Annotated in this window: 11 protein-coding genes; 6 read left to right on the top strand and 5 right to left on the bottom strand. The window is 54.3% G+C overall.

Annotated features, from left to right (window positions below; all coding sequences use genetic code 11):
• Positions 1 to 6: 6 nt before the first annotated feature.
• From AC2FLU_RS19140 to AC2FLU_RS19130, 3 genes are all read right to left on the bottom strand, one after another.
• Complete coding sequence (locus AC2FLU_RS19140; RefSeq protein ID WP_496809415.1) at positions 7 to 708, bottom strand: response regulator transcription factor; 702 nt, start codon at positions 706 to 708, stop codon at positions 7 to 9.
• Positions 708 to 2,603 carry a PAS-domain containing protein gene (locus tag AC2FLU_RS19135; RefSeq protein WP_496809414.1) on the bottom strand — a complete coding sequence of 632 codons (1,896 nt, stop codon included), beginning with the start codon at positions 2,601 to 2,603 and terminating at the stop codon, positions 708 to 710. The genes AC2FLU_RS19140 and AC2FLU_RS19135 overlap by 1 nt, the downstream gene beginning before the upstream one ends.
• Before the next feature lie 201 nt (positions 2,604 to 2,804).
• Positions 2,805 to 4,343: an alkaline phosphatase family protein gene (locus AC2FLU_RS19130; protein ID WP_496809413.1), complete on the bottom strand. Its 1,539-nt coding sequence runs from the start codon at positions 4,341 to 4,343 to the stop codon at positions 2,805 to 2,807.
• A gap of 257 nt (positions 4,344 to 4,600) precedes the next feature.
• Here AC2FLU_RS19130 and AC2FLU_RS19125 point away from each other — a divergent pair, with 257 nt between their 5' ends.
• Genes AC2FLU_RS19125 through AC2FLU_RS19110 form a run of 4 tightly spaced genes read left to right on the top strand, consistent with a single transcriptional unit; the run spans position 4,601 to position 8,517 of the window.
• A complete protein-coding gene (locus AC2FLU_RS19125; protein ID WP_496809412.1) occupies positions 4,601 to 5,725 on the top strand; it encodes an ABC transporter permease in 1,125 nt (374 codons plus the stop codon).
• A gap of 1 nt (position 5,726) precedes the next feature.
• Entirely contained in the window at positions 5,727 to 6,542 is an 816-nt protein-coding gene (locus AC2FLU_RS19120; RefSeq protein WP_496809411.1) for an ABC transporter ATP-binding protein, read from the top strand.
• 5 nt (positions 6,543 to 6,547) lie between these two features.
• Positions 6,548 to 7,864 carry an MlaD family protein gene (locus tag AC2FLU_RS19115; protein ID WP_496809410.1) on the top strand — a complete coding sequence of 439 codons (1,317 nt, stop codon included), beginning with the start codon at positions 6,548 to 6,550 and terminating at the stop codon, positions 7,862 to 7,864.
• Entirely contained in the window at positions 7,861 to 8,517 is a 657-nt protein-coding gene (locus tag AC2FLU_RS19110) for an ABC-type transport auxiliary lipoprotein family protein (RefSeq protein ID WP_480483711.1), read from the top strand. Before AC2FLU_RS19115 ends, AC2FLU_RS19110 begins: the two co-directional genes overlap by 4 nt.
• Positions 8,518 to 8,602: 85 nt before the next feature.
• Here the strand turns inward: AC2FLU_RS19110 and AC2FLU_RS19105 are convergent, their stop codons facing one another.
• Entirely contained in the window at positions 8,603 to 10,183 is a 1,581-nt protein-coding gene (locus AC2FLU_RS19105; RefSeq protein WP_496809409.1) for an FMN-binding glutamate synthase family protein, read from the bottom strand.
• 251 nt (positions 10,184 to 10,434) lie between these two features.
• Between AC2FLU_RS19105 and AC2FLU_RS19100 the strand changes: the two genes are divergently transcribed.
• Positions 10,435 to 10,803: a fluoride efflux transporter FluC gene (locus tag AC2FLU_RS19100; protein WP_496809408.1), complete on the top strand. Its 369-nt coding sequence runs from the start codon at positions 10,435 to 10,437 to the stop codon at positions 10,801 to 10,803.
• The gene (gene crcB, locus AC2FLU_RS19095; RefSeq protein ID WP_480519924.1) at positions 10,800 to 11,162 is read left to right on the top strand and encodes a fluoride efflux transporter CrcB; all 363 of its coding nucleotides are present in this window, start codon (positions 10,800 to 10,802) and stop codon (positions 11,160 to 11,162) included. Before AC2FLU_RS19100 ends, crcB begins: the two co-directional genes overlap by 4 nt.
• A 200-nt stretch (positions 11,163 to 11,362) precedes the next feature.
• Here crcB and AC2FLU_RS19090 read toward each other — a convergent pair whose 3' ends face one another.
• On the bottom strand, positions 11,363 to 11,980 hold the full coding sequence (locus tag AC2FLU_RS19090; RefSeq protein WP_480554930.1) for a TetR/AcrR family transcriptional regulator: 618 nt from the start codon (positions 11,978 to 11,980) through the stop codon (positions 11,363 to 11,365).
• Positions 11,981 to 12,106 lie beyond the last annotated feature (126 nt).

Raw genomic sequence — 12,106 nt, 5'->3', positions numbered from 1 at the left:
GGGTCACTATTTCCAGTCGACATCCCCCAGGAAAATATACCCGGCACCGTAAATCGTTTTGATCAGGCGCGGATTCTTTGGATCTTCACCAAGTTTCGTACGCAACCTGGAGATTCTGACATCCATAGCACGATCAAAACTGTCGCCGGCCGCACCGCCCAAGGACTCCTGCATCTGCCCCCTGTTGATCAGCCGCTTGGGGCTTTCCAGAAACAGACGCAAAACCTCGCCTTCAGCATGGCTGAAAGGTGTTTCAGTCCCTGACCCGTCTTCCAGAACATACCGATCAAAATGCGCAATCCAGCCGTTGAATTCCGCCCTGTCCGATTGTGATGTCCGACCGCGCGGCGCGCGCAACCTGGCCCGCACCCGGGCAACGACTTCTGTCGGGTCAAACGGCTTGGTAATATAGTCATCCGCGCCCAACTCCAGCCCTGTCACACGGTCCTGAACCTGTGCCCGGCCGGAAATAATGATCACTGCTGCACCCTGTTCCAGCGCCAAGCGATGAACTAGCGCCAGCCCGTCGGTATCTGGTAAAGACAGGTCCACAAGGCAAACATCAGGGGTTACTCGATTAAGGGCTGCTTCAAACTCTCTGGCACGGGAAAAACTCTGCGTCCGGAAACCGGCATCCTCCAGTGCATCCGTCAGAATGCGCCGTATCTCGGGTTCGTCGTCGAGAATGGTCACCAGTGGTTGCGACATCAGGCGGCCTCGGTTTGGATCAGAGCAGACAATTGAGCCTGTGAGAACGGTTTACGCAAAACAGGTGCCAGGGCAAGCGCCCGTTGATGCAGCGGATCTGAATTTGGCAGAGATGTCATAAGGATAAGCGGCAACCCCGGTTTCATCTGTTCAAGGATGTCCAAGCCTGTACCGTGTCCTTCCAGACGGATATCCGACAAGACCAGCGAAATGTCCTTCACACTCGATATCAAGGCCAGTGCTTCATCAACTGAATTTGCTTCAATGACAGTAAAGCCCAAATCCACCAGCATGTCCCTAAACTGCCCGCGCAGGTCTTCGCTGTCTTCAACCAACAGTACCAATCCACCCTGAGCCGGAGGAGCGGGCCGAAAAGGCAAACGCATGACAACTGAGGCCCCAGATGGTGTATTTCTTAGATTCAGATCGCCACCGGCAAGCTTGACCGTATCATAAACCATCGGCAGCCCCAGTCCTGACCCGTCGCTCCCTTTTGTTGTGAAAAACGGGTTCAGTGCCTTTTCTAGCGCCTCGGGTGAAAACCCCGGCCCGGTGTCGGAAACCGTGACTTCGATCCAGATCTCACCTATGGCATGTGCACTGATTGTGATTTGACCCGTGCTCCCGCAGGCATCCCGGGCATTCAGGACCAAATTCAAAAGCGCATCCTGAACCATACCCGGATCAAGCATCAATGTTTGTTTTGGCAAGGTGTTTACGACGGACAGGCCCACACCGCGAGGCAGTGAGGGTGTCGCCAGAATCCTCAGGTCTTCCAACAATCCCCCGATGTCCGTTGCCTGCGGTTGCGGCGTTCGGTTTCCAGTCATGTCGGCGATCCGGTTCAGCAGCTGCCCGCCCCGGCGCGCGGTTTGTTGAGTTGCGACCACAAGTTCCTGAGCGCCATCCGGCAAATCCATCTTGTCGAGGCGGGACTGCATCCCCAGGATGATAGTGAGCAGATTGGAAAAGTCATGGGCAAGCCCGCTGGTCATCTGGGCTGCCATCGCCCGGCGGCGGGTTTGCTGTAATGCAACGCGTGCCTGTGTCTCTTCGGTGATGTCCACCGACATCACGTACACACCCCCTGCCCCATCCGGCGTAAACGAAACCCGGATGCGTCGGGAATCCTGATCTTCGGTGAACTCGAAAACCGACGGCTCTCCGCTATAGGCCTTAAACAATTGGGCCTTAACCCGTTCAAAGGCGGTCGCACCCAGCGCTTCAGAAATGTGAAGCCCCAGAATATCGGACGGACGCCCAGGCATGACGGCGCTCAGGCGACGGTTCGAGTAATCGTATCGGCCGTCGCTGTCCAAATGCGCAATATGAGCCGGCATCATCTCGGTCACCATACGTGTGCGAGCTTCGATTTCGGTCAATTCCCGCTTGGCCTCTTCCAGCGCCGCGATCGTGGCCGCAAGTTTGCGGTTGGTTGCGGACAGTTCTTCCGCGTGGCTCAGCAACTGTTCCGACAGTTCCTCAGACCGCGCGCGCAACAGGTTTTCCGCCCGCCGCGTTCCGGTGATATCGGTGTAGACCGCGACCCACCCGCCTTGTGGCAGCGGTGCGCCTTCAATTGAAACAACCTGCCCATTGGGACGCACGCGCTCCATGTAGTGAGGCTCAAACGCCAAGGCTTGCTGGACGCGCAGATTGACCATTTCCTCGACACTTTCATCGTCGCCATACTCACCGCGGCTGGCAAGAAAGTGGATCGTATCCCGAAACAAAGCACCCCTTTGAACAAGCTCGTCCGGCAAACCGAACATTTCCTGGAAACGGCGATTGCTGAGCACCAGTTGCAATTTGCTGTCATAAATGGAAAGCGCCTGACCGATCAGGTTCAGCCCGGCGGTCGTCATCGCCTTGATACGCTTTTCCGTTATGTCCAAGTTCGTCGTCTCCTCGGCTCATGCCTAGCATCTGAAACCATGCACGGGTAGTGGAATTGAGGGGAGGCGTTTCGGACCCTGTCTTCGTTCAATTGCTTTTTGCAATCCGGGAGTGCACAAAGCAAAATACTTCGACACACCCGCCCGTGACCGAGCATCCGGTACAGGCAGAATAGATGAACGTTGACAATAAACCGCGTTCTAAGATGTGTATCTGGGACAGGATTTTGCGCCTTCAGATGTGATCGAGTGCAAGGACAATGTGTGGTCCATATTTTTCATCCGGTGGCGCAACATCTGTCGGCCTAACCGTGCGAGATCTGTTGCAAAATCCGGATTCTCCGCGACATTCTCAAATTCGCCCTTACCTTGATGGTCGAACAGGATCGGGGGCAGGTCGGCAGCGAACTCGACCAGGGTGAACCGTTCATCCCGCAATATTCCCAAACACGAGTCGCTGTTACCGGTCCCCAATTCTTGCTGCCATAACGTCGGGTTTTCAGGTTCTGAGAAATCAAGTTCGCTGAAAGAATAGTCGCGCCAATCGTCTGGGATATTACCCCGCAACAATGGCAGCAAGGACCGTCCATCCATAGCGTTCGGAACAGCCTGTCCAATCCAGTCCAATATGGTTGGTGTGACATCCACAGACTCGGTTGGAACGGTGATCTTGCTTCCCGCCATAGCTTCATTCCCGGGCAAACGGATCATCAGCGGTGTGTGATACGCCGCATCGTAGACCGTCATCTTGCCCCAGCTGTGTCGATCCCCCAGCATTTCACCATGATCGGCGGTGATAACCAGCAGTGTATCGTCGTATTGCCCGCTGTCCTTCAGGTACTGGACAACACGACCGATGTGGTGATCAACCTCTGTTGCCAGGCCAAGATATATAGCACGCAAAGTGCGATTGTTTTCGTCCGTAGGTTCAACGTCATCAAAACCGTGAACGAATTTTTTCGCGCTATAGGTATCCAGCTTTGGTCCGAAGAACGGATGCAGCGCTTTTTCTGCTGCTGCGCTCGGCAAGCAGTGCGGCAGAGGGATGTCCGCCGGGTCATACATGTCATTGTAGGGGGCCGGTGCGACCAACGGCGGATGCGGGCGGATATAGGTCAAATGGGCGAACCAACCCTTTCCACGATGAGGCGCGATTCCGTCCAGAAAGGCATCGGTCAGAAAGGCTGTATCGCTGTCTTCTGCCCGATACAGCGCGGGATCATTCAGCTGCGGGTGTCCACCATCGGGCGAAACGGGCTTGTAGACGTCCCAGTACTTTTCGAACTGATACCCCTTTTTCATCAGATGGGCTTGCCATGGATATGATTCTTCAAGGCGCATTTCGACAACTTCAACGAACCCGGTCATCGACTGTTCGTAAGACTTGAGGTCAGGGTCATTGGGATCATGGACGCGCGGATCGGCGGAGGTATCTGTGTACCCAAACAACATTGGCAGGTAACCAGCTTTGCGCATTTCCGTGGCAATGTTCGGAGTATCGTGTCGCAACGGCGTTCCGTTTCTAACCGACCGATGATTCATCGCATATTGGCCGGTCAGAATCGATGCACGCGAGGGACCGCAGGGATTGGTGACCGAGAAATGGCGGGTAAAGGTCACGGCCTCATCCATAAAAGCCCGCAAATTCGGAAGGTTCACATGGTCTGCCAAGGCCCCGGACAGGCAATCCGCTCTGAGTTGATCGATGATGACAAACAAGACGTTCTTGGTCTGATGCATACCGACTTCTCCGATTCCGCGCCGTAACAAACAACGCGGAATGTGTATTGCTTCCCGCCATAGCGCAACCGATTTGTCGGTCGGACAAAGGCGTATTATCCCGGCAAAGTCGCTGCGCGATAACTTCTGGCAAGCACCTGTTCAGCATAGCTTCAATGCGACGGTCGGCGTGACGTCAAGGCCATCCGGCGCCGCAAAAAGATGTTCAACGGCACAAAGCCATTGCGGTCATTGAATGTTTCACTTCACATGACCTCATGACGCAGCCTTCGATAATCTCAGAACACGATTCCAGCGGTACTCGTGTACGCATATCCGGAGAGCTGCTCACGCAATCGCTGCAAACCGTTGAACAAGGTTTTGCCTCTGTCCGCCCAACCGGAGACAGGCTTGTTCTCGATCTGTCCGAGGTCGAAGCCCTGGATACCGGCGGTGCCTGGCTGATCGCGGACCTTGGCAAACGCTTCACGTCGCAAGGTGCAACACTTGAATTTCAAGGGGTGAAACCGGCACATGCCACTCTGATAGATACTGTAACCCGCAGCATACCCGACGAACCCAGTGAACTTGATAAACCGCGAAGTCTGTTAGATTTGATCGCACAAATGGGTCACATCACTGTTGGTGCCTGGCGGGATACGCTTTCCATCCTCGAATTTCTGGGTCTGACACTGCATCGGCTGTTTCGTACCATTCTCATGCCATGGCGACTGCGCAAGGCAGCGCTGGTCACACACATGGAAGAGACCGGGTTCAAAGCACTGCCAATCGTGGCCCTTATGGGATTTCTGATCGGTGTCGTACTGGCCTTTCAGGGCGCAACCCAGTTGAAGCAATTTGGAGCTGAGATATTCGTTGTCGAACTGATCTCGATCTCGGTTCTGCGTGAATTGGGCATATTGTTGACGGCAATTATTGTTGCCGGGCGCTCGGGTTCTGCATTCACCGCATCTATCGGTTCGATGAAAGTGCAGGAAGAAATCGACGCAATGCGAACGCTGGGTCTGGACCCGATCGAAGTTCTGGTCATTCCCCGCGTTTTGGCCTTGTTGATCATGCTGCCCATACTGGGTTTTGTCGCCGATATCGCGGGTCTGTTTGGTGGCGCATTGATGAGCTGGATCGACCTGGGGGTAAGCCCCGGCATGTTTCTTACTCGTTTGAAGGAAAACACCGACGTCTGGCAATTGGCGGTCGGTCTTATCAAAGCTCCGTTCTTTGCGCTCGTCATCGGCGTAATTGCCTGCTGGCAGGCAATGCAGGTCAAAGGGTCCGCCCAAAGTGTCGGTCAACGTACGACAGCATCAGTTGTTCAATCCATTTTCATGGTGATCGCAATCGACGCTTTGTTTTCGATCTTCTTCTCAGAGATCGGAATATGACATGACCGGGGATACACCACAGCCATCAGTCGCCACAACTAAAGACCGTGAGGCTGTCATTCGTGTAAGCGGGCTCCGAACTCAGTTCGGTACCCAGGTGGTACACGAAAACCTGAATCTTGATGTCTGGAGGGGAGAAGTTCTGGGAATCGTTGGCGGGTCGGGCACCGGTAAATCCGTATTACTCAGAACTATCGTAGGGCTGAACAAACCTGCCGCCGGAGAAATCGAAGTGCTGGGCGTCGATGTTCTGAATGGCCCAGAGGATGACCGCCGCAGGATCGAACGCCGCTGGGGTGTTGCCTTTCAGGACGGGGCCTTGTTTTCGTCACTGACCGTGCTGCAAAACGTGATGGCTCCGTTGCGGGAACACACAGGTCTCAGCGAAAAACTAATGGAGTCTCTGGGTGCGTTGAAGATCAGCCTCGTGGGACTGCCACAGCTGAGTTGCGGCAAGTTTCCGTCAGAACTGTCGGGTGGCATGCGCAAGCGCGCTGCGCTGGCCCGGGCGCTGGCTCTTGACCCCGAGATCGTTTTTCTGGACGAACCAACCGCAGGATTGGACCCGATCGGCGCAGCGGCGTATGATGAACTGATCGGCGAGTTGCAGCAGGCACTTGGGTTGACTGTTTTCATGGTCACCCATGATCTGGACAGTCTTTACGCGATCTGCGACCGCGTTGCGGTGCTTGCAGAAAAGCGCGTGTTGGTTGAAGGTCCGATTGAGGACATGACCAAGGTCGATCATCCTTGGGTACAGGAATACTTCACAGGCCCCCGCGCCCGCGCGGCGCAGCAGAAGGGGCAAAACAGGTAAAAGCAATGGAAACCCGGGCGAACTATATTCTGATCGGCGCGTTTACCCTTGCGGGGTTGCTGGGCGCATTCGGCTTTTTCCTGTGGCTCGCCAAATTTGAGATCACGCGCCAATACGCTTATTACGATGTACTATTTGACAATGTCGCAGGTCTGTCGGCAGCCGGCGGCGTGAACTTCAACGGCCTGCCGGTCGGGCAAGTCGTTTCCTTGCAACTGGATGAAAATGATCCGTCAAAGGTTCGGGTGCGGATCGAAGTGGACGCAGACATTCCGATAACCAATGAGACAATCGCGCAGCTTCAGTCCCTTGGCGTGACCGGTGTTGGCTATGTTGAACTGACCGGCGGATCGGCTAACGCTGAACGATTGCCACAAAAGAGTGTTATCAAGAGCAAACGCAGCACAATTCAATCCCTGTTCGAAGGCGCGCCAAAAGTTCTGGATGAAGCCGTAACGCTTTTGGAAAACCTGAACAAAGTCGTCGATGATAAAAACCGGGAAGCTGTGAGCGGTATTCTGGACAATCTTGCTTCGGCTACGGGTAAACTGGACAAGACACTGACAAGTTTTGAATCCGTCGCAAATGACATCGGCAGCGCTGCGCAGGATATTGGCGCGTTTTCAAAGCGGCTGGACCCGCTGATCGAAACTGCGCAAACAACGCTCAAGACCGGCACGGAAACATTGGAAGCCGTCAAAACGGCATCCGGGTCCGCCAAGACGGCGCTGGACGAAGCAAAAACAACCCTTCAGACGGCGGACCGCATTTTGCAGCAGGACGTGAAGCCTTTCATCGAGCGAGGCTCGCAACTGGCTGAACGATTGACCGTTCTGTCTGATGAAGGCAGCGTTACCCTTGGAATTGTGAACGAAACCGTGATGAACGCCAATACGACGCTTGGCTCGATTACTACGACGATGGAGTCCGCCAAGGGGGCGCTGGCTTCGGCAGAATCCGCTTTTGACTCTGCAAATCGGGTCATGGAGGAAGACGTGGCACCTGTTGCGGAAGATGTCCGGAAGGCGGCCAATCAGGTGACTGAAACCGTCGCGGGCATAACGGAAAAGATCGACCAGATCTCGGACGACGTCCTGAGCGCGTCAAATTCCGCGTCCGAATTGCTGGGAACCATCGACGGCATTGTTCAGAGCAACCGCCGACAAGTGTCAGACTTCCTGCGGGTCGGGTTGCCTCAGTTTGTTCGTTTCATCGAAGAATCCCAGCGTCTTGTTATCAGTCTGGATCGCCTCGTAGACAAAGTTGAACGCGATCCGGCACGTTTCCTTCTGGGCACCCAAGCATCGGAGTTCCGTCAATGATCAAGCCTGCACTTGCAATGTTGATGGTCGCGTTGTTTGGCGGCTGCGCTGGTCTGGGCACGTTGCAACAAGCGGCGAAACCGAATGATTTGTATCTGCTGACCCCAAAAAGCACGTTTTCCTCGGCGCTGCCCAGGATTGAAAAGCAGATCGTCGTTCAGGAACCCACGGCAACTGCCGCTGTAAACACGGACCAGATTGCCATTCAGCCCACCTCGTTGCAGGTTCAATATTTGCCCCGCGCCCGCTGGGTGGATCGCGCGCCCTTGATCGTTCAAACCTTGTTGGTTGAAAGCTTTGAGAACTCGGGCAAAGTCGCAGCTGTTGGACGCTCAACCGTTGGCCTGCGGGCCGATTATGTAATAGCCCCGGACCTTCGAGAGTTTCAGGGGGTCGTGATCGAAAATACCGAGAACGGAGCCAATATTCGCGTCGAAGTTCGCATTAACATCAAGGTGATCGACGAATACGAAGATAAAATCGTTGCATCCAGCTCGTTCCAGGAAAACGTCGTGGCGGCAAGCGATCAGACGCCGGATCTGATCAACGCGTTTGACCTGGCCTTGGGGCGCGCGATGAGAGATTCTGTTGAATGGAGCATTCGCAAGATCAATACCCACGTGGCAAACAACCCGCGATCCATTCCCAGATAACGAAAGTTGCATAAGACGGCGGAAAAAGCGGGCAACTACGGCCGCGCTTTCACATGACCAATCATCGTGCTACCCAATGTGGTTTTCAGAATTGTGCGGCCGAAGCTCGGTTCCAATCATCTGCAAATTCTTCGGGAATGTCGTCCTTTAACAAGGCACCGTCCTCCAGATAAATATAAAGCTCGGCATAGGTACGCTCATGCTCGTCCGCAGTTCGGTGCAGGATATCACGGGGATGTAACTCGGACGCTTTTTCCTTGCCCATCGCGCCCAAAAGCTCGCGGAAACTTTCCAGTGTGGCATCGTGATAGCGATGAACACGGCGGCGTTTCTGCGGCACATTCACGGCGCGCCCGCGGATGGGATCTTGTGTAGCCACCCCTGACGGACAACGGTTTGTGTTGCAATGCAATGCCTGGATGCAACCCACCGCAAACATCATCGCGCGCGCCGAGTTGCACATGTCGGCACCAAGCGCCAACTTCTCGACCATGTCATAACCGGTCGCCACTTTTCCGGAACAGATGATCCGAATCTTGTCACGCACTCCGACACCGCGCAAACAGTTGCTGACAAAGATCAAAGCTTCGTTCAGGGGCATACCCAACCGGTTGGTGAATTCCACCGGGGCTGCGCCCGTGCCCCCTTCGGCCCCGTCGATTGTGATGAAATCCGGCAAGATACCCGTTTCAAGCATTGCTTTGCAGATCGCCATGAACTCGGACGGCCTGCCGATGCACAGTTTGAAACCGACAGGTTTGCCACCTGACATTTCCCGCAGGTGCTGGACAAAATGCATCAAACCCGTGGGCCCATCGAATGTGCTGTGGGTGGGCGGAGAAATCACATCCTGATGTTCTGGCACACCACGTATCTCGGCAATCTCAGCATCAACTTTGGCAGCAGGCAGAACACCGCCGTGGGCGGGCTTTGCACCTTGTGACAGCTTGATCTCAATAGCCTTGACCACGTCCTTTCTTGCCTTTTCGGCAAACTTGTCCTTGTCAAATCCACCAGCCGGGGTCCGGCACCCGAAATAACCCGTCCCGATCTGCCAGATGATGTCTCCGCCTTCAGCCAGGTGATGCGGTGACAGACCGCCCTCTCCGGTGTTATGCGCGAACCCCCCATCCTTGGCTCCTCCGTTCAGCGCGCGGATGGCGTTGGCGCTGAGCGCGCCAAAGCTCATGGCAGACACATTAAGACGCGAGGCGCTGTATGGTTGCGTACATTGTGGACCGCCCAGCAATATGCGTTCTTCACTTTTGTCTACATGTTTGGGGGCAAGTGAGTGGTTGGCGCGATGATACCCGGTTTCGGTAATGTCGTATTGCGTGCCGAACGCCTGTGTGTCCACCTGCCCCTTGGCCCGAGAATATACCAGCCCTCGGACAATTCTGTTGAAAGGCCGGCCACTTTCGTTGGTTTCAACGAAGTACTGGCGAATTTCCGGACTTACAAATTCCAACATGTACCGGAAATGGCCAAGAACCGGATAGTTGTTCAGGACGTTGTGCCTGGTCGTCAAAACATCATAAAGACCGATGATCGCGTACGGCACCAAAATGATCAGAAGCCAATGGGCAGGCGACCAGAAGAACCCAAGGATCAGAACCACTGGCAGACAGACACAGCTTAGAAAAAAGAAAATTCTGCGTACAATCATGTTCCAAACTCCTTGTGTTTTTATCGGGCTGATGAGCCATGCTGTCAGAACTCAACGTGAAACAGATTGAAATTTTATTTCAAGTGTCAGCGGTAAAATGTCTGCTGAGGGACGCAAATGTGAAATCATGTTACGAACGGACCAACTGTTGAACCCAGTGCAACCAGCGGATAAATCACGCTAACCGGACGACAAAGGGCCGATCCTTGGCAAACACACACTCCCACCTCTGGCGTGAACGAAAAAGCGTGATGTTTCTGTCCGTCTTCGTCGGTGGGGCGCTTGGGTCGTTGTTGCGTGAGGCGTTTGCACTAGAAATCCCCGGCCTCAGCTTTCTAACTTCGACTTTCGGCATCAACGTGACCGCCTGTTTTGTTCTGGGCTGGCTGTATTCCGTGCGCCATAAGGTGCACGCGCATGTTCTGCATCTTGGCACCGTCGGATTTTGCGGCGGATTGTCGACCTTCTCATCTTTTGTTGCTGATCTTGAACGTATGGCCGAAGGCGGCCTATGGGTAACGTCCCTGGCAATCGGGCTGGAAGTTTCATTTGGCCTTGCGGCCGCGCTGATTGGCGAAAGCCTTGGTCGTCATTTTCACTCTGAAAAGTCGCCGTCATGAGCGAATTGTATCTTCATTCCATGTTCGCGTTGGGTGGGGGTCTGGGGGCCGTGATGCGCCATTGGCTGGCGCTGAAAATTCGGCACGACTTGCCACTAGCAACCTTGCTCGTAAATGTATTGGGCAGCTTGTTGCTGGGGATCTGGGTGGGGTATTTGGGAGGTCCTGTAGACATAGCCGAGGACCAAAAACGCCTTGTTTTCGGGTTTTGCGGCGGTTTTACAACCTTTTCCAGCTTTGCCTACCAATCGCTCGAGCTTCACCGCGAACGCACATTGTTTTTGGCAGCAGGCAATATTCTGTTCAGCCTTGCTCTGTGCTGGTTCGCTTTCTGGCTTGGCCTGCTGTTAACGCGCTGAAGCTTACCAAGCTGGGCAATAAACTCGAACACTGATTTGCTTTTCTTTCCGACCAACGTTGGGTCCCAAGCCACGCCAACGCTTTGACAAATAAAGAGTTTGAAAAGACTTATTGCATTAAGCTGAACTGCATCGAGTGTTCTGGTGTGTGAGCAATGGCCTGTGTCCTTGACCCGGACATGGGCCATTTCTTAATCGGATCAGACCCCATAACGGGCAAGAAACATATCCACGGCTTGTGTCGCCACTTCGGTGATTTCTTCTTTGCTGAACGAATTCTGAATTCCAAATGCGGCCCGGGTCCAGATTCTTACCTTGCAAAGCTCGGAGAACTGCTCAGCCGCGATATAAACATCTTCAATCGCCAACTCACCTTTGGCCACGGCTTTTTCAAGATATTCCGCCATTTGACGCTGGCCATTTTGCGGCCCCGCTTCATAAAATGCGCGGCCAAGTTCCGGAAACCGGTCCCGTTCGGCAACACAAATCCGAAAAACTTGCTGCGCGAAATCTGAAACCAGAAACGCCGTCAATTGCGTGGCCGCGATCATCAGCACTTCGCGGGCGGGTTTGGTCTCGTCAATCATCGCGATGATCCGTTCAGCCATCAGACAGCATTCCGTTTGCGCAACTTCCATGAACAAAAGACGCTTGTCCGGGAAATAGCTGTACAAGGTTGCTTTTGACACCCCAGCCGCGCGTGCAATATCATCCACGCTTGCGCCCTCGAATCCATCCGCCATGAAAACCTCTCGGGCCCCGCGCAAAACCTGATCGAACTTTCGGCCTGTGCGCAGGATGGTGGCGGTCTGGGTCATGTCATCTCCTTGAGCAATACCTGACACAGTTTATAAACCGTTCGGTTCAGGTACAAGGATTCTCGTATTTCGCTAATATCTGGCAATGCTCTAATTGTGCCGCAGGTCTCTTGCGACGGTTTCAAA

The sequence above is a fragment of the Ruegeria sp. SAZD013 genome, from assembly GCF_059612525.1.
Note: the sequence above shows the minus strand (reverse complement) of the source record. Positions and strands in the feature narration are given on the sequence as shown.